General features: G+C 72.3%; 14 protein-coding genes. 8 read left to right on the top strand and 6 right to left on the bottom strand.

Translation table 11 applies throughout. The annotated features are described in order from the left end of the window. Positions 1 to 38 precede the first annotated feature (38 nt). From C6376_RS06535 to C6376_RS06525, 3 genes are all read left to right on the top strand, one after another. The gene (locus C6376_RS06535; RefSeq protein WP_173985592.1) at positions 39 to 752 is read left to right on the top strand and encodes a response regulator transcription factor; all 714 of its coding nucleotides are present in this window, start codon (positions 39 to 41) and stop codon (positions 750 to 752) included. 32 nt (positions 753 to 784) lie between these two features. Beyond that, complete coding sequence (locus C6376_RS06530) at positions 785 to 2,245, top strand: ATP-binding protein (protein WP_173985864.1); 1,461 nt, start codon at positions 785 to 787, stop codon at positions 2,243 to 2,245. 143 nt (positions 2,246 to 2,388) lie between these two features. Next, complete coding sequence (locus C6376_RS06525; RefSeq protein WP_107442547.1) at positions 2,389 to 5,085, top strand: SpoIIE family protein phosphatase; 2,697 nt, start codon at positions 2,389 to 2,391, stop codon at positions 5,083 to 5,085. A gap of 122 nt (positions 5,086 to 5,207) precedes the next feature. Here C6376_RS06525 and C6376_RS06520 read toward each other — a convergent pair whose 3' ends face one another. From C6376_RS06520 to C6376_RS06500, 5 genes are all read right to left on the bottom strand, one after another. Beyond that, positions 5,208 to 6,026, bottom strand: a complete 819-nt coding sequence (locus C6376_RS06520) for an SAM-dependent methyltransferase (RefSeq protein ID WP_107442546.1) — start codon at positions 6,024 to 6,026, stop codon at positions 5,208 to 5,210. Between the two features lie 105 nt (positions 6,027 to 6,131). Continuing rightward, the gene (locus C6376_RS06515; protein WP_107442545.1) at positions 6,132 to 6,974 is read right to left on the bottom strand and encodes a carbohydrate ABC transporter permease; all 843 of its coding nucleotides are present in this window, start codon (positions 6,972 to 6,974) and stop codon (positions 6,132 to 6,134) included. Positions 6,975 to 6,982: 8 nt separating this feature from the next. Next, positions 6,983 to 7,972, bottom strand: coding sequence for a carbohydrate ABC transporter permease (locus C6376_RS06510; protein ID WP_107442544.1), 990 nt, complete (start codon positions 7,970 to 7,972; stop codon positions 6,983 to 6,985). Between the two features lie 65 nt (positions 7,973 to 8,037). Next, a complete protein-coding gene (locus C6376_RS06505) occupies positions 8,038 to 9,381 on the bottom strand; it encodes a sugar ABC transporter substrate-binding protein (RefSeq protein WP_107442543.1) in 1,344 nt (447 codons plus the stop codon). 136 nt (positions 9,382 to 9,517) lie between these two features. After that, entirely contained in the window at positions 9,518 to 10,537 is a 1,020-nt protein-coding gene (locus C6376_RS06500) for a LacI family DNA-binding transcriptional regulator (RefSeq protein ID WP_107442542.1), read from the bottom strand. A 180-nt stretch (positions 10,538 to 10,717) separates the two neighbouring features. On the opposite strand from C6376_RS06500, the gene C6376_RS06495 reads away from it, so the two are divergent. Next, a complete protein-coding gene (locus C6376_RS06495) occupies positions 10,718 to 12,091 on the top strand; it encodes a mucin-1 (protein ID WP_107442541.1) in 1,374 nt (457 codons plus the stop codon). A gap of 114 nt (positions 12,092 to 12,205) precedes the next feature. Here C6376_RS06495 and C6376_RS06490 read toward each other — a convergent pair whose 3' ends face one another. Next, positions 12,206 to 12,847, bottom strand: a complete 642-nt coding sequence (locus C6376_RS06490) for a hypothetical protein (protein ID WP_107442540.1) — start codon at positions 12,845 to 12,847, stop codon at positions 12,206 to 12,208. Positions 12,848 to 13,231: 384 nt separating this feature from the next. Between C6376_RS06490 and hemL the strand changes: the two genes are divergently transcribed. The 4 genes from hemL (at position 13,232) to C6376_RS06465 (ending at position 17,397) form a co-directional block, all read left to right on the top strand. Continuing rightward, positions 13,232 to 14,548 (top strand): glutamate-1-semialdehyde 2,1-aminomutase, encoded by a 1,317-nt coding sequence (gene hemL, locus C6376_RS06480; RefSeq protein ID WP_107442539.1) that lies wholly within the window; start codon positions 13,232 to 13,234, stop codon positions 14,546 to 14,548. Next, the gene (locus C6376_RS06475; RefSeq protein WP_107442538.1) at positions 14,548 to 15,249 is read left to right on the top strand and encodes a histidine phosphatase family protein; all 702 of its coding nucleotides are present in this window, start codon (positions 14,548 to 14,550) and stop codon (positions 15,247 to 15,249) included. The genes hemL and C6376_RS06475 overlap by 1 nt, the downstream gene beginning before the upstream one ends. Positions 15,250 to 15,411: 162 nt before the next feature. Then, positions 15,412 to 16,728 (top strand): hypothetical protein, encoded by a 1,317-nt coding sequence (locus C6376_RS06470; protein WP_107448806.1) that lies wholly within the window; start codon positions 15,412 to 15,414, stop codon positions 16,726 to 16,728. A gap of 66 nt (positions 16,729 to 16,794) precedes the next feature. Beyond that, positions 16,795 to 17,397, top strand: a complete 603-nt coding sequence (locus C6376_RS06465) for a TlpA disulfide reductase family protein (RefSeq protein WP_107442537.1) — start codon at positions 16,795 to 16,797, stop codon at positions 17,395 to 17,397. Positions 17,398 to 17,433: the final 36 nt, after the last annotated feature.

Genomic DNA, 17,433 nt, shown 5'->3' with positions numbered 1-17,433 from the left:
CCCGGCCCAACCGCCGGAGGCCTTGGCAGACTGGGCGGGTGCCTCCCACCGTGCTGCTCGCCGAAGACGACCGTGCCATCCGCAACGCCCTGGAACGCGCCCTGGCCCTGGAGGGCTACCGGGTCACCGCGGTCGCCGACGGCGTCGAGGCGCTGGCGCAGGCCCACAGGAACCCGCCGGACGTGCTCGTCCTCGACGTGATGATGCCCGGGATCGACGGACTCCAGGTCTGCCGGGTGCTGCGCGCCGAGGGCGACCGCACACCCGTCCTGATGCTGACCGCGCTGGTGGAGACCGCCGACCGGATCGCCGGACTGGACGCGGGCGCCGACGACTACGTCGTCAAGCCGTTCGACGTCGAGGAGGTCTTCGCCCGGCTGCGGGCGCTGCTGCGCCGGACCGGCGCCGACGCCGTCGTGCCCGTCCCCGACGCTCCCAGGCCGACGCCGGAGCGCCACGTGGAGGCGGCCGGGCTGCGCATGGACCCGCAGGCGCGGCGGGCCTGGCGGGGCGGACGGGAGCTGGAGCTCACCCGCACCGAGTTCGAGCTGCTGGAACTGCTGGTGCGCAACGCCGGGATCGTCCTGGACCACTCCACGATCTACGACCGCATCTGGGGCTACGACTTCGGCCCCGGTTCCAAGAACCTCGCCGTCTACGTCGGCTACCTGCGCCGCAAGCTCGACCAGCCCGGCGCGCCGCAGCTGATCCACACCGTGCGCGGCGTGGGTTACGTGCTGCGCGAGGACTGAGGGCCGCGCGGGTGAGCCGTCAGCGCCCGACGCTGCGCCGACTGCTGCCCTCGTTCCTGTCCCGGCCGCGGCCGAAGCTGGTGTCGCTGCGCACCACCTTCGCGGTGTCCTTCGCGGCCGTGACCGCCGCCGTCACCGTCCTCGTCGGCGTCCTGTCCTACTCGGCGGCCGCCCGGCTGGTCCGGGTCGACCAGGAGTCGGTGTTCGACGAGGTCGTGCAGGACCTGCGGGACGAGGTGCGCGACCAGCGGATGGCGCCGGAGGACTTCTCCTCGGCCGAGCCCGGGCACGACATCGTGCGGCCGGCCCGCACGGACGTGCAGGTGCTCGGCCCGGACGGGAGGGTCGTGGACGCCGGCACACCCGGTCTGCCGGTGGTGGCCGCCGACCGCACGGTGGCGGGCGCCGCCGACGCCGGGCGGATGGCCGAGCACAAGGACGTCGACGTCGGCAGCGACGTCTACCGCATCGCGACCGTCTCGCTCGGCGGCGGGCGGGGCGCGGTCCAGGTGGCGCAGGAGTTCAGCGACACCGAGGACCTGCTGCGGGCGCTCCAGCAGCGCACGCTGATCCTGATGGCCGCGGTCGTGACGGCCGCGGGGCTGTTCGGCTGGTGGCTGGCCCGGCGCATCACGCACCGCCTGGTGATCCTCACCACCGCCGCCGAGAGCGTCGCCCGCACCCGGCGGCTCGGCGTGCAGGTGCCCGTCACCGGCCACGACGAGGTGGGCCGGCTGGGCCGCGCGTTCGACCGCATGCTGGGCCGGCTCGCCCAGTCGGAGGAGGACCAGCGGCGGCTCGTCCAGGACGCGGGGCACGAACTGCGCACGCCGCTGACGTCGTTGCGGACCAACATCTCCCTGCTGCACCGCATCGACGAGCTGCCGCCGGACATCCGCGACGAGCTGGTGGCGGACCTCGGCCAGGAGGCCCGGGAGCTGACCGACCTGGTCAACGAGCTCGTCGACCTCGCGGCCGGCCAGTCCGACGCCGAGCCGCCGCGCAAGCTGGACCTCGCCGACCTCGCCGAGGAGGTGGCGGCCCTCGCCCGACGCCGCACCGGACGGCAGATCCTGCTGAGGGCGCGCGGTGACACCAGCTCCTACGGGCGGCCGGGCATGCTCCAGCGGGCGGTGTCCAACCTCGTGGAGAACGCCACCAAGTTCGACCGGGACGGCCGCGCGCCCGTCGAGATCGCCGTCACCGGGCCCGCCCGGCCGGGCGTCGTCCGCGTCGAGGTCCTCGACCGCGGGCCCGGCATCGCCGAGGCGGACCTCACGCGCGTCTTCGACCGCTTCTACCGCGCCGCCGACGCCCGCTCCCGCCCCGGATCCGGCCTCGGCCTGTCCATCGTGCGGGAGGTGGCGCTGGCCCACGGCGGCGCGCCGTTCGCCGCGCGGCGCGCGGGCGGCGGCTCGGTGATCGGCTTCACCGTGGGCGGCAGCCTGCCGGAGGGGCGGCGGGGCGCGGAAGAAGCACCGGAAGGGGTGTGAGCGCCGGGGCGCCCCCGGCCCGCCGCTGGGAGGGGCCGACGACGGCGGGCGGCCCCGGCGTTCTCCCGGAAATGTGAGTGATTCCGTGTATCTGTGGATTTACCAGGGAATGATACCGGTTGCGCATTCCGCAGGAGAGTGAGATGAGCGAGGCATCGGAGGCCGTCGGCGAGGTGCTCACCGCGCGGGTCACCGTCGACGAACAGGGCGCCGTCACGGGCTGGAACGCGGGCGCCGCACGACTGCTGGGCTACACCCCGGAGCAGGTCGTCGGCCGCCCGGCCGCAACCCTGCTGGTCCACACCCCGCCCGCCCCGGACCTCCCGCCCGCGACCGGGCCGCCCTCGAGCGTCTCGCCCTCCACCGCCCCGCCATCGACCGGGGCACCGTCCGGTGACCTACCCTCGGCGGACCCGCCCCCGACCGGCCTACCCCCGGCCGACCCGCCGCCCACCGAGTCGTCGCCCGGCGAACCGTCCCCGGCCGGTCCGCCCACGGCCGAACCGCCCCTCCCCGGCCCGCCTGCCACAGGCCCGCCTCCCACCGACGCGCCCCCCACGGGCGTGCTCCTCGCCGGTTCCCCGACCACCGGGCTCGCCCTCGCCGACCTGCCGCGGTGGCACGGGGTGCTCGTCGTACGGCATCGGGACGGCCGTCCCGTCGAGGCCAGGGTCGTCGCGCATCACCGGACCCGGGACGACGGCACCCGGGACTGGCTGCTGGTCTGCGCGGTGCCGGGCTCGTCGCCCCGGCCCCGGGCCGACGAGGACGCGCTCATGCACTGGGGATTCCTCGACTCCCCCTGCTGCGCGACCTCCGTGCACGACACGGACCTGCGCTTCCGCCGGTCCAACCGGGCCGCACAGCGCGCGCTCGGACTGGGCGAGGAGTATCTGCGCGGCCTGCGGATCACCGACGTCCTGCCCACGGCGTCGGCGCGGGACGTCGAGCGGCTGATGCGGCGGACGCTGGAGACCGGCGAGCCGCAGCACGTGGAGAACGTGGCGCGGGCCCCCGGCGAGGGCCGGCAGCACGCCTGGGCGGTCGATCTCTACCGGGTGCAGGACGCGGACGGCCGGGTCCTGGGCGTGGCGTCCACCGGGCACGACACGACGGAGCAGCACCGGGCCCGCCAGCGCCTCCAGCTGATCGCCGAGGCCAGCACCCGGATCGGCAGCACCCTCGACGTGACCCGGACCGCCCAGGAGCTGGCCGACGTGGCGGTGCCGGGCCTGGCCGACTTCGTCAGCGTCGACCTGCTGACCTCGTTCGAGGCGGGCCGGGAGGAGACCACGACCGGCGGGCCCCTGCCGCTGCGCCGGGTCGCCCACCAGTCGGTGCTGCCGGGCGTCCCCGAGGCGGTCCTGCGGCCGGGCGACGTCGACGTGTACCCGGAGAGCTCGCCGCCGGTCGAGAGCCTGCGCACGGGACGGGCCGTCCGCCGTCAGGTGACCCGGGCGGCCCTTCCCGCCTGGGTCGCCGGGGACCCGGTGCGCACGGCCCGCATCCGCGACTTCGGTTTCCACTCGGTGATCGCCGTCCCCCTGTCGGCGCGCGGCGCCGCGCTCGGCGTCGCCGTCCTGGCCCGGCACCGGCGCCCGGAACCGTTCCAGCACGACGACCTCGTGCTGGCCGAGGAGCTGGCGGCAAAGGCGGCGGTGTGCATCGACAACGCCTGGCGCTACACCCGCGAACGCAGGACGGCCGTCACCCTGCAGCGCAGCCTGCTGCCGCAGCGGCTGCCCGAGCAGTCCGCGATGGAGATCGCCTCCCGCTATCTGCCGGCCGACGCGCGGGCCGGGGTGGGCGGTGACTGGTTCGACGTGATCCCGCTGTCCGGCGCCAGGGTCGCGCTCGTCGTCGGCGACGTGGTGGGCCACGGCATCCACGCCTCGGCGACCATGGGGCGGCTGCGCACGGCCGTGCGCACCCTCGCCGACATCGACCTGCCCCCCGGTGAACTGCTCACCCACCTCGACGACCTGGTGGGCCGGCTGGCCACCGAGGCCGACACGCTCGGCGACGAGGGGAACGCGGGCGACGTCGGGGCGACCTGCCTGTACGCCGTGTACGACCCGGTGACGCGCCGCTGCACGCTGGCCAGGGCCGGGCACCCGCTGCCCGCCGTGGCGCGCCCGGACGGCGTGGTGGAACTGCTGCCGCTTCCCGCGGGGCCTCCGCTGGGCCTGGGCGGGCTGCCCTTCGAGGCGCTCGAGACGGAGCTTCCCGAGGGCAGCCTGCTCGCCCTCTACACCGACGGCCTCATCGCCTCCCGGTCCCGCGACAGCGACGTGGACGACGGCGCCGCCCGCCTGTGCCGGTCCCTGACCGCCCCGGCGGCCTCCCTGGACGTCATGTGCGACGCGGTCCTCGACAGCCTGCTGCCCCGGATGCCCGCCGACGACGTGGCGCTCCTCCTCGCCCGCACCCGGGTGCTGGACGCCTCCCGCGTCGCCACCTGGGACGTGGACGCCGACCCGGCCGCGGTCGCCGACGCCCGGAAGAAGGCGGTGGGCCGGCTGGCGGACTGGGGGCTCGCCGACGCCGCCTTCGTCACCGAGCTGATCGTGAGCGAGCTGGTCACCAACGCCATCCGGCACGGCGAACCGCCCGTCCAGTTGCGGCTCATCCACGACCGCACCCTCATCTGCGAGGTCAGCGACTCCGGCGGCACGGCGCCCCACATGCGCCGTGCCCACAGCTACGACGAGGGCGGCCGCGGACTGCTCCTGGTCGCCCAGCTGTCCCGGCGCTGGGGCGCCCGCCCGGGCGCCAGGGGCAAGACGATCTGGGCGGAACAGGAGATCGAGGGGCCGGAGGGCGAAGGCCAGTGGAACTGAGCCCGGCCGACGCCCCGCCGACAGCCCGGCAGCCCGGCCGCCGTGGACGCCCCGCCGCGGTCGCCCCGCCGTGGCCGCCCGCCGCGGTCGTACCTCCGTGGGGCGGGCGGGACCGAGGCCGGTCAGTGGTCCTTGCGGGCCACTCCGCCGTAGATGCCGATGGGCGGGGTGTCCGGGGCGGGCGGCTCGTCGGGACGCCACTGCGGGACCAGGACCAGGCCCGGGTCGAGCAGGGTGAAGTCCCCGAAGAAGTCCAGGACGCGGGAGTGGCCGCGGGGGTTCATGCTGGCGGTCGCGCCCTTGTAGACGGCGGCGGCCTCCTCGCGCCCGTCCTCGTGGAGGTCGCCCGTCGCGTGGGACAGCACCAGGTACGAGCCGACGGGCAGCGCGTCACGGAGTTCGGCGACGACGGCCTCCGGGTCCTCCGCGTCGGCGACGAAGTGCAGGACGGCCACCAGCAGCAGGGCAACCGGCCGGTCGAAGTCGATCACCCGGCGCACGTCGGGGTGGTCGAGGACGGTCCGGGGGTCGCGCAGGTCGGCCAGGACGACGGAGGTGTCGGCGGCGTCGTCCACGAGGGTCATCGAATGGGTGCTGACGATCGGGTCGTTGTCGACGTAGGCGACGCGCGTCCCGGGTGCGACGGCCCGCGCGACCTGGTGCACGTTGGGCTCGGTCGGCAGACCCGTGCCGATGTCGAGGATCTGCCGGACGCCGCCCTCGGCGACGACATGACGGACGGCGCGGTGCAGGAAGCGCCGGTTGGCCCGCACGGCCACCCGGACTTCGGGCGCCGCCTTGATGAACTGCTCGGCGGCCTTCTGGTCGACCTCGTAGTTGTCCTTCCCGCCGAGGAAGTAGTCGTACATCCGGGCGGGGTGCGGCTTGCTCGTGTCGATCCGCAGAGAGGGACCGCCGTCGCCGCCGAGGGCAGAGGACATGACGCAGGGCTCCGTCCATGAGTGACTGTCAGGTCGTCATCCTGACATGCACCGTGCATACCGGCGACACCGGTACGGAGGGGGCGGCGCACGGCCGGGCCGCGCTCATCCCTTGACCGCGGAGCTGGCGACGCCCTGCACGAACCAGCGCTGGAAGAACGCGAAGACGACCAGGACGGGCAGGACCAGGAGGACGCCGAAGGCGAGGATCTGGCCCCAGTCCGGGGGCTGCTGGCCCTGGAAGACGCTCATCTCCAGGGGGAGGGGACGCAGGGCGGGGTCCGAGACCATCAGGACCGGCCACAGGAACGAGCCCCACTGGGTGAGGAAGGTGAGGATGGCGACCGAGGCGAACGCCGGCTTCGACATCGGGACGACGATCGCGAAGAACGTGCGCCAGGGGCCCGCGCCGTCCAGGCGGGCCGCCTCCTCGATGCTCGGCGGGATCTGCCGGAAGAAGGTGTGGAACTGGTAGACCGAGAAGGCGTTGGCGACGAACGGTACCGCCTGGACGTAGAGCGTGTTGCGCTGGTCGTTGAACAGGTAGAAGAGCGGCACGGCCACCGACTCGAAGGGCACCAGCATCAGCAGCAGGACGAGCGTGAACACCGCTTCCCGGCCGCGCCACTTCAACCGTGACATGCCGTACGCCGCCATCGAGTTGACGAAGAGACCGCCGGTCACGACCACGAACGCGACCAGCAGCGAGACGCCCATGAAGCGCCAGAAGTAGCCGGTGCTGTCGGAGTTCAGCGCGTCGAGGACGTGCGCGTAGTTGTCGAAGGACAGATGGGTGGGGAGGAAGCCCGACAGGCCGTTCAGCACCTCGTCGGAGGGCTTGAGGCTGCCGAGGAGCAGATAGAGGACGGGCAGCACGAAGAGGAAGGCCAGCACGGTCAGGACCGTGTAGTCGGCGATACGGCGCAGCGGGGCGCGGGTCGTGGCCATGGCGGATGTCAGTCCTCGTTGTCGGGCCGGACGACGCGGCGCTGGATGAGGGTCAGGACGACGACGATCAGGAAGAAGACGACGGTGATCGCGGACGCCCGGCCGATGTTGTTCTGGTCGAAGGCGGTGGTGACGGCCTGGTACATGACCGTGCGGGTGGCGTCCTCGTCGAGGCCGCCGCCGTGGATGAGGACGTAGACCTGGTCGAAGACGCGGAACGACAGCACGGAGGTGAGCATCGCGACGAAGACCAGGGTGCCGCGGATGCCGGGCAGCGTGACGTGCCGGAACTGCTGCCACCGCGAGGCACGGTCGAGTTCGGCCGCCTCGTACAGTTCGCCGGGGATCTGCTGGAGGCCGGCGAGCAGGATGACCATCTGGAAGCCGACGCCCTGCCACACGGACAGCACGATGACCGAGGCCATCGCGGTGGCTCCGTCGCCGAGCCAGTCGAAGGCGCCCCAGTTGCCGAAACTCACCGCGTTCAGCGTCGAGTTGAGCAGACCGTCACCGCTGCGGGCGAGGATGAGCCGCCAGATCACGGCGACCAGCGTCATGGGGAACACGACCGGTAGGAAGAACAGGGAGCGGAAGACGCCGATCGCCTTCAGCTTGCGGTTGAGGAGGATCGCCAGCGCCAGCGCCAGGCCGGTCTGCAGGGGGACGACGACCACGGCGAAGGTCAGGTTGTTGAGCAGGGCCCGCAGGAAGGGGCCCGACAGGTCCGGGTCGGTGAACAGCCTCCGGTACTGCTCCAGGCCGAAGAACCTGGGCGCCAGCGGGGAGCCGAGGCGGACGTTGTAGAAGGAGAGGACGACGGCGTAGCCGAACGGGACGCCGACGAAGGCGACGAGCCCGGCGACGGCGGGCGCGGACATCAGCAGTCCGTGCAGCCAGTCCCGGTTCCTCGGGCCCGAACGCGTCGGCGGCAGGGCGGTCATGGGCGGGTTCTCTTCCGTGCCGGACGGCGCGGCGTGCGCGGGTTCCACGGTCTTCACGGGGGTCCTGTTCCCGGCTGCGGCGGGCGCGTCGTCCTGCTCGCGCCCGCCCCGGCCGACGCGTCCTACTGGATCTTGTAACCGTCGTTGTCGGAGAAGTCCTGGTCGATGGCGCGGGCGGCCTTCTCCAGGGCGCTCTTCGGGTCGGCCCCGCCGTAGACGGAGTTGAGCGCCTCGCTGAACTTGGCGGTGACCGTGGGGTATCCGGCGGTGACGGGGCGGGTCACGGCGACGCAGGTGGTGGTGATGTCGGTGTCACCGCAGGGCTTGGCGAGCTGGTCGGCGAAGAGCTGGAGCGGGCCGCCCTGCCGGTAGAGGGAGCTCTTGGCGAGCGCGCTCCTCGTCGCGGGCGGAGCGCCGTTGGCCGTCGTCATCGCGGAGACGTTGGCGTCGTCGAGGAGGTAGTCGAGGAAGGCGCCGGCCGCCTTGCCGTTCTTGGAGTCGGCGCCGATGCCCCAGGCCCAGGAACCCTGGCCGGTCTTCGGGCCCTCGCCGAAGTCGGGCAGCGGCAGGACGACGAGATCGTCGCCGAGGGCCTGGCTGTAGGCGGGGTACATCCAGTGGCCGACCCAGCTCAGCGCCACCCGGCCCTTGGCGAAGGCGTTGCCGTCCGTGTTGGGGTCGACGTACGGCTTCCAGGACTGCAACGTCTTCACGGCCGAGACCACGGCCGGGGTGTCGAGCGCGCCCTCGGCCTTGCCGCCCTTCAGCAGGGAGCCGCCGGCCGACCAGACGACCGGGGCGAAGCCGTACGTGCCCCACTCGGTGGCGTAGCCGTTGTTCTCCTGGAGGTCGAGGGTCTTGCCGTCGGAGTCCTTGGCCTTGAGCGTCTTGAGCGCGGCCGTGAACTCGGCGGCCGTCCAGTCGTCGGACAGGCCCGTCGGGTACTTCACCCCGGCGGCGTCGAGAAGCTTCTTGTTGCCGTAGACGCCGAGGCCCGAGTCGTACATGCCCAGGCCGTAGTGCCTGCCGCCGACCGCGCCCTGCGCCTTGGCGGCGGCGGTGGCGTTGGCCATGGTCCGGGAGGAGACGTAGTCGTCGATCGCGGTGAGCTTCTTGTTGTAGACGAAGTTCGCCATGGTCGGGCCGTCGAACTCCATCACGTCCGGCAGCTGGGAGGCGTCGGTGGCGGTGATGGTCTTGGTGTAGTCGTTGCCGGGGATCAGCTTCAGCTCGACCTTGATCTTGTCCTGGGAGGAGTTGAAGGACTTCACCGCGTTCTGCAGTACGGCGTCCTCGCTCTTCTGTCCCTGGTGGGCCCAGACGCTGATCGTGCCCGTGCCGCTGCCGGCCTCCGCGGAGGTGTCGGCGCCACCGCCCCCGCCGCAGGCGGCCAGCGCCGCGAGGGGCAGGACGAGCGCCAGGCCCGTGCGGGCGGTGCGGCGGTGGCTTCTGCTGGTCGGACTCATGGTGCGTGCCTCCGTGCGGTGCGAGGGTTCGAGGTGCTGGTGCTTTCCGGCGTGGGGGAGTGGGGCTCTCGGGTTTCGCCGGCCGTGCGTGGGGCTTCGGGGGCCCGGCGGCCGTGGCGGGGAGCCGGTCGAGGGGTCACTGGGGTCCGCGCGGGCGCGGTGGTGCGGTCGTCTCGCGCAGGACCAGGCGAATGGGCATCTGTACATGCCCCGGCGGCTCGGCGTCCGGCTCGTCGAGCTGTCGCAGCAGGAGCCGGGCGGCCTCGGCGCCCTGGCCGGCGACCGGCTGGGCGACGGTGGTCAGCCCGACCACGTCGGCCAGTTCGTGATCGTCGAAGCCGATGACGGACACGTCGTCCGGCACTCTCAGCCGGTGCCGCCGCAGGGCGCGGAGCGCGCCCATCGCCATCTCGTCGGACTGGGCGAACACGGCCGTCGGCGGCCGGGAGGCGGCCAGCAGCTCGGTCATGGCCCGCTCACCGCCCTCGACGGTGTAGTCGCCGTCCGCTTCCAGGGCCGGGTCGTGCGCTATGCCGGATTCGGCCAGGACGTCCAGGTAGGCCTGGCGGCGTTCGACGGGAGTGGTCCAGTGCAGCGGGCCGCTGGTTCCGCTGATCATGCCGATCCGGCGGTGGCCGAGGTTCGCCAGGTGGCGTACGGCGCTCTCCGCGCCGGCGCGGTCGTCGATCCCGACCACGGTGAAGCCGGGCCGGGCGTCGCCGACCGTGCTGGCCAGCGGCACTCCCAGGGAACGCAGCGCGGCGGACTCCTCCTCGTCCGGGATGAGCAGCGACAGCACGGCGTCCACCCGCTTGCGGACCGGCATCTTGGTGAAGAAGCGCTTGCGGGTCTCCGGTGAGCCCAGGTTGTACAGCAGGACGTCGTATCCGGCGGCGCTGAACACGTGCTCGGCGGCGTCCAGCACGGTGCCGAAGAACCAGCGGCCCACGTACGGGACGACGACCCCGATGGTGAAGGTGCGGCCGCTGGCCAGGCTGGACGCCGAGCGGGACGCCGTGTACCCGAGCTGTGCGGCGACGGCGGTGATCTGGGCGCGCACCTCGTCGGAGACGCCCGTCCGGCCGCGCAGGGCTCGGGACACGGTGGACGCCGAGACTCCGGCGGCGCGGGCGACATCGGTGATGCTGACGGTCACAGCGCTTTTCTCCCGTCGGTTTCACGTCGGTGTGGTCTGTGGGTGTCGTGACCGTAAACCCGGCCTTGCTGTTGCGCAAGCGTTTGCGTTCAGTTTTACTTGGGCCGATTCCCAAGCGAGACCTGAGGAATCGATGATCAGCGCACACGCTTGGGCGCTGCGAGCCGACAGGAACTGTGCATGCGATACGCCCCGCCCGGCCTCTGCGTGAACGACTTCGCCCTGCTCCGCGACGACGACGGCACCTATGTGGTGCTGCATCTGCAGGGGCCGTGGACGGCCGAGTTCGACCATCTGCGGATGGAGACCTCCTACGGGCGGGCCACCTCCACGGACCTGGTCGGCTGGCGGCCCGAGGGCGCCGCCTTCGGCAACGGTCTGCCCGGCCGCTTCGACGAGCGGGCGGTGTGGACCATGCACCCGATCCGCCACGGCCACGGTGGTGACCGCGGTGCGACGGCGATGTTCTACACGGGCGTCCGCGGTCTCACCCCCGGCGGCTGGCCGCTGCAGTCCGTCGGGCTGGCGTACTCGGACCGCACCGACGGCACCGGCTGGCGGCGCCACGGCACGGGGCCGGTCGTCGAGGCGGACGCGCGCTGGTACCGCACCGGCGAACGCATGGGCTGGCGCGACCCGTTCGTCGTCCGCGACGACGAGACGGACGGCTGGTTCATGGTCGTGTGCGCCGCGGACGCCTCGCTCCCGGTGGAGACCGGTGGCTGTGTGGCGTGGGCGACCTCGGACGATCTGGAGCACTGGACGGTCCACCCGCCGCTCGTCTCACCCGGTGACGTGGACGAGTTCGAGTGCCCGGTCCTGGAGCGCCTCGACGACGGCAGTTGGCTGCTGCTCGGCTCCATCGGGGCCACGCGCGGCTTCGAGGCGTGGACCGCACCCAGGCTGCGCGGTCCGTGGACCCGCCGCGGTCCCCTCGGCCCGACCGGCTCCTACGCCCCGCGCGTCATCGCCGCTCCCGACGGCTCCCGGGTCGTCCTGCACACCACCCCCCGCCGTGTCGGCCTCACCGACTCCGGGGAACGCTGCCGCGGCATGCTCGCCCAGCCCAAGTCCCTGGTCCTGCCGCAGGATTCGGCGCCCCGCCTGGAGTGGTGGCCGGGTCTGGACGGCTGGCTGGGCGAGGAGACGGAGGAACCGGCGCTGCACGCGGTCGGCGACATCGGCATCCGCGGCCGCGTCGAGATCACCCTGCGGACCGACGCCGACGGCGGCTGCGCCCTGGTGGTCTGCTGCGACGGCAAGAACGTTCGGGTCACCGGCCCCGAGGGCGCGATCCTGGGGGAGACCGTCCTGCCGGAGCCGGCCACCGCGCTGCGCGTCCTCACGGTCGGCGAGTACGTCGAGGTCTACGCCGACGACGTCTTCGTCCTGACCACCCTGTGCTACGCGGGGCGCCCCGCCCCGTGGACGGCGGTCTCGGACGGGCGGACCCGCACGATCCCCGTCCGTCCGGTCCGGCTGCCCGACCCCGGCCGCGACGACGCCTCGGCCGTGTGGCCCGGCCCGGTGTCCGGCGGACAGACCCGGCGTTGAGAGGCCCGGCAGCGGGCGTCAGGTGACGGATGTCAGGCGACGAGCGTGAGGTGACGGGCGTCAGGTGACGAAGGCGGGGCCGGGGGCCCCGCCCGCACCGCGCTCAGCCCCGGCTCACGGCCATACGAGGCAGTACGGCTGGTGCCCGGCCTCGTGCAGCCGGTGCGAGAAGTCCTGCCACTCGTGCAGCAGTTGGTACACGTTGAACGCGTCCCGGGGGCCGCCGCGGTCCGGGACGGTCGACCAGATGAAGGCGGCCGCGCCCACCGCTTCCTCGCCGATGTCCCGCAGCGGGTCGACGACGGTCATGGGGAGCTTCACGACGGCGTAGTCGGGGTGGAGGACGACCAGCTCCAGCGGGGGCACCTTGTGCAGCGGGACGCCTTCGATGCCGGTCAGGACCATCGCGGCCATCGTCTCCGGCTTGATCTTGGTGAACATGCCGTTCATGCCGAGCTCGTCGCCGCCGAGCTCCTCGGGGCGCATCGAGATCGGGACGCGGGCCGCCGTGGCGCCGTCCGGTGCGCCGAAGTACTTGTACGTCACCCCCACCCGACCACCATTCCTGCTTCCCGCCTCGAGTCGGTCGACCTGGTCGACCCGTCGGTCGACCCGCTCGGACTCACCCGGTGCGCCTTGTGCCTGTGTCTGTCGTGCTTCGCCGCTTTCCTCCGCGTTGCGCCGGTGCCTTCCCCGCCGGGCACGTCGAGGACCCAGGTCGTCAGTCCCCTCGCCCAGTCCACCACCGCGATGCATATCTCCACCCGACTGCTTTTCTAGGACGCGCCGGCACCGCCGCGCAACCCGATCATCGTGTCAGTGACCTCCCCCACGGCCGCCCGCCGAAACGTGCGGTGAAACACCTGTCCGCAGGAAAACTCGCAGTCCCTCGACACACGGTCGGTGAGAGCTACGTCTGTCAGGCCCGTTCCGACTCAGTTTCGCAGATGGTGAAGCGGCCGGCGGAGCCGCGTGCGCCATGGCCGGGTCCGCGGAGGGAGCCGCGGCCGCGGCACCGGCCGGGTCCGCAGCAGCCGCGGCGGGCATGGCCAGCGGGGCCCGGCCCCCGCTGGCCTACCCTGGGAGGTCACTGGCAACCGGAGTCCAGCAAGTCGGAGAAGGTCGGAGAAGTCGCAGGTCATGAGCGAACTGCCCTATTCATACGATGCGCCCGTCTCGCAGGCGCTGTTCGACCGTGCGTCCGTGGTCACGCCGGGCGGCGTGAACTCGCCGGTGCGCGCGTTCCGCGCCGTGGGCGGCACGCCGCGGTTCATGGTGTCCGGCACCGGCCCGTATCTGACGGACGCCGACGGGCGGGAGTACGTCGACCTGGTCTGCTCCTGGGGGCCCATGATCCTCGGGCACTCGCACCCCGAGGTGATCGCCGCCGTGCAGGAGGCCGTCACCCGCGGCACCTCCTTCGGCACGCCCGGTGAGGGCGAGGTCGCGCTCGCCGAGGAGATCGTGGCGCGGGTGGCGCCCGTCGACCAGGTGCGCCTGGTGTCCAGCGGCACCGAGGCCACCATGTCGGCCATCCGGCTCGCCCGCGGCTTCACCCGGCGCACCAAGGTGATCAAGTTCGCCGGCTGCTACCACGGGCACGTCGACTCGCTCCTCGCGGCGGCGGGCAGCGGGGTCGCCACCTTCGCCCTGCCGGACACGCCCGGCGTCACCGGCGCGCAGGCCGGCGACACGATCGTCCTGCCGTACAACGACCTGGAGTCCGTGCAGGAGGCCTTCCACCGGCATCCCGGTGAGATCGCCTGCGTGATCACCGAGGCCTCGCCCGGGAACATGGGCGTCGTGCCGCCGCTGCCCGGGTTCAACCAGGGGCTCAAGGACGCCTGCCGGGCCAACGGCGCGCTGTTCGTCTCCGACGAGGTGATGACGGGCTTCCGCACCAGCCGCTCCGGGTGGTTCGGGATCGACGGGGTCACGCCCGACCTGATGACCTTCGGCAAGGTCATGGGCGGCGGCTTCCCGGCCGCGGCGTTCGGCGGGCGGGCCGACGTCATGGAGCACCTCGCGCCCGCCGGGCCCGTCTACCAGGCCGGCACGCTCTCCGGGAACCCGGTCGCCACCGCGGCCGGCCTGGCCCAGCTCCGGCTCCTCGACGACGCCGCGTACGCCAAGGTGAACGAGGTCTCCACACGGATCCAGTCGCTGGTGTCGGAGGCGCTGACCAAGGAAGGCGTCGCGCACACCCTGCAGAGCGCCTCCAACATGTTCTCCGTCTTCTTCACGGACCGTCCCGTCCGCGACTACGAGGACGCCAAGGCGCAGGAGTCGTTCCGCTTCACCGCCTTCTTCCACTCGTTGCTGGCGAACGGCGTCTACCTGCCGCCGTCGTCCTTCGAGTCCTGGTTCGTGTCCACGGCCCACGACGACACGGCCGTCCAGAGAATCGCCGACGCCCTCCCGGCGGCGGCCCGAGCGGCTGCGGAGGCCACGGCCTGATGAGCACCTTCGAGAAGAACGGCGCCGCCCAGGACATCACCGTCGTCCACCTCATGCGGCACGGCGAGGTCCACAACCCCGACGGCGTGCTCTACGGCCGCCTCGACGGCTACCACCTCTCCGAGCTGGGCCGGCGGATGGCCGACCGGGTCGCCGAGCACCTCGCCTCCCGCGACGTCACCCACGTCGTCGCCTCCCCGCTGGAGCGGGCGCAGGAGACGGCGACGCCCATCGCCAAGGCCCACGGGCTCGACCTGGCCTCCGACGCGCGGCTGCTGGAGGCCGAGAACGTCTTCCAGGGCAAGACGTTCGGGGTGGGGGACGGGGCGCTGCGCCGGCCGGAGAACTGGAAGCACCTCGTCAACCCGTTCAAGCCGTCCTGGGGCGAGCCCTACGTCGACCAGGTCGTGCGGATGATGGGCGCACTGGACGCGGCGAAGGACGCGGCCCGCGGGCACGAGGCCGTGCTGGTCAGTCATCAGCTGCCGATCTGGATCGTGCGGTCCTACGTCGAGCGGCGGCGGCTGTGGCACGACCCGCGCAAGCGGCAGTGCACGCTGGCCTCGCTGACGACGTTCACGTACCAGGGCGACCGGATCATGTCGGTCGGGTACACCGAACCGGCCCTCGACCTGGTGCCGGCGCACCTGCGCGCCGGAGCCAAGCCGGTGCCGGGCAAGGGCAAGGCCTTCGGCGCATAACGGGTGATGACGGCCGTCCGGCCGGGCACTCCACTCCGCCGGCCCGGCCGCGTGGCTGAAATCCCCCTTCTGTTACCGAATCCGGAACTATGGGCGGAACCTTGTCGTTCATCATGTCCTCTGAATGGGTGACCACCTGAGGATCTGATGAACGAGGACGCCATGCGCACGATCACCCGAAGGGGAGCACTCGGACTCGGGGCCGGAGCCGCGGCCGTGGCCGGAATGGCCGGCTGCGGCAGCCTCACGAGTTCGGACGACCCCTCCCCCGCCGGTGGTTCGAAGAAGGGCGCCAAGGACGGCGGCTCCGGCAGTCCCCGTCCGACGGCCGCCGCCCGCCCCCTCGGCGACGGCTCCACGTCCTTCACCGGCAAGCAGCCCCACCAGCCGGCCAAGCCGGTGCCGCTCCAGCCCGGCGAGGAGCCGCCGCAGTTCGTCGTCTTCTCGTGGGACGGCGCGGGCGAGGTCGGCAACGGACTCTTCGACCGCTTCCTCGACCTCGCCAAGGCGCACGGCGCGAGCATGACCTTCTTCCTCTCCGGGCTGTATCTGCTGCCCGAGTCGAAGAAGCGGCTCTACGACCCGCCGAACAACCCCCGCGGCGCCTCCGACATCGGCTATCTCACCGACGAGCACGTCAAGATGACGCTCGCGGGCGTCCGCCGCGCCTGGCTCGAGGGGCACGAGATAGGCACCCACTTCAACGGTCACTTCTGCGGCGAGGGCCACGGCTCGGTCGGCAAGTGGACGCCGGCGCAGTGGCGCAGCGAGATAGACCAGGCGAAGAAGTTCGTGAAGGAGTGGCGGACCAACACCGGCTGGACCGACCTGCCCGCGCTGCCCTTCGACTACGACAAGGAACTCGTCGGCGGCCGCACGCCCTGTCTGCTCGGTCAGGACAACCTGCTGCCCACCGCCCGTGCCCTCGGCTGGCGTTACGACGCCTCCTCGCCGGGCGGCCGTCAGGTGTGGCCGAAGAAGAAGGGCGGGCTCTGGGACCTGCCGTTGCAGCAGATACCTTTCCCGGGACGCGGCTTCGAGGTCCTCTCGATGGACTACAACATGCTCGCCAACCAGTCGGTCAACTCGACCAAGGCGCCCGCCCACAACTACCCGGGCTGGCGACAGCAGTCCTCCCAGGCGTACATACAGGGATTCAAGCGGGCATTCGAGACGAACCGGGCGCCCTTCTTCGTCGGCAACCACTTCGAGCAGTGGAACGGCGGCATCTACATGGACGCCGTCGAGGAGGCCTTCAAGCACATCGCGCGCGAGAAGGAGAAGGGTGCGGACGTGCGCATCGTCTCCTTCCGGCAGTTCGTGGACTGGATCGACGTCCAGAAGCCCGAGGTGCTCGAGAAGCTGCGCACCCTCGACGTCGGCCAGCAGCCGGCCGGCGGCTGGAAGACGTTCCTGGCGGCGCCCCCGAAGTCGCCTACGGCCCCGAAGTCGCCGACCGGCTCCGCGTCTGCCGGCTGAGATGCGGGTTTCTCCCCGCAAGGGGGGTGCGCAAGATCCTCAGAACGGGCATGCGAAACTTTTCACATGAGTGCCGCATGGATCCGTCCGCGCCGCCCCGCAGTCCTCGGCGCGGGTGCCGTCGTCGCCGCGTTGCTGCTGTCCGCCTGCGGCTCCGGCGGCACCTCGGGCGGGGGCGGCGGCACCAACTTCGTCCTCGGCAAGGACGGCATCTCCACCGCCGAGAAGGGGCAGCGGGCGCAGGTCCCCGACCTGTCGGGTGAGACCGTCGCGGGCAAGCAGCTGGACATCGCGTCCTTCAAGGGCAAGATCGTCGTCCTGAACGTGTGGGGCTCCTGGTGTGCTCCGTGCCGCGCCGAGGCGCCCAACTTCGAGAAGGTCTCCAAGGACCTGCAGGGCAGGGGCGTGCAGTTCGTCGGCATCAACGTCGCCGACCCCCAGGTGCGCAGCGCCCTCGCCTTCGAGGAGCAGTACGGCGTCACCTACCCCAGCCTGTACGACCCCAGCAGCAAGCTGATCCTCCGCTTCCGCAAGGGCACGCTCAACCCGCAGGCCATCCCCTCCACGCTCGTCGTCGACCGGGAGGGGAAGATCGCCGCCCGCTCGCTGGCGGCGCTCAGCGAGGAGAAGCTGCGCAAGATGATCGCCCCGATCCTCGCGGAGAAGTGACGTGAGCGCGCTCACCACGTTCGCCGCCGCCACCGA

This window comes from Streptomyces sp. P3 (genome assembly GCF_003032475.1).
Classification (GTDB): Bacteria; Actinomycetota; Actinomycetes; order Streptomycetales; family Streptomycetaceae; genus Streptomyces.
The sequence above is the reverse complement of the archived record's forward strand: the minus strand, read 5'-3'. Positions and strand labels throughout refer to the sequence as shown.

Excerpts from the sequence above, each read along its gene's own strand:
- C6376_RS06505 (WP_107442543.1), bottom strand. The coding sequence starts at position 9,381 with ATGAGTCCGACCAGCAGAAGCCACCGCCGCACCGCCCGCACGGGCCTG.
- C6376_RS06475 (WP_107442538.1), top strand. The coding sequence starts at position 14,548 with ATGAGCACCTTCGAGAAGAACGGCGCCGCCCAGGACATCACCGTCGTC.
- C6376_RS06465 (WP_107442537.1), top strand. The coding sequence starts at position 16,795 with ATGAGTGCCGCATGGATCCGTCCGCGCCGCCCCGCAGTCCTCGGCGCG.
- C6376_RS06470 (WP_107448806.1), top strand. The coding sequence starts at position 15,412 with ATGCGCACGATCACCCGAAGGGGAGCACTCGGACTCGGGGCCGGAGCC.
- hemL (WP_107442539.1), top strand. The coding sequence starts at position 13,232 with ATGAGCGAACTGCCCTATTCATACGATGCGCCCGTCTCGCAGGCGCTG.
- C6376_RS06515 (WP_107442545.1), bottom strand. The coding sequence starts at position 6,974 with ATGGCCACGACCCGCGCCCCGCTGCGCCGTATCGCCGACTACACGGTC.
- C6376_RS06495 (WP_107442541.1), top strand. The coding sequence starts at position 10,718 with ATGCGATACGCCCCGCCCGGCCTCTGCGTGAACGACTTCGCCCTGCTC.
- C6376_RS06490 (WP_107442540.1), bottom strand. The coding sequence starts at position 12,847 with ATGCATCGCGGTGGTGGACTGGGCGAGGGGACTGACGACCTGGGTCCT.
- C6376_RS06525 (WP_107442547.1), top strand. The coding sequence starts at position 2,389 with ATGAGCGAGGCATCGGAGGCCGTCGGCGAGGTGCTCACCGCGCGGGTC.
- C6376_RS06520 (WP_107442546.1), bottom strand. The coding sequence starts at position 6,026 with ATGTCCTCTGCCCTCGGCGGCGACGGCGGTCCCTCTCTGCGGATCGAC.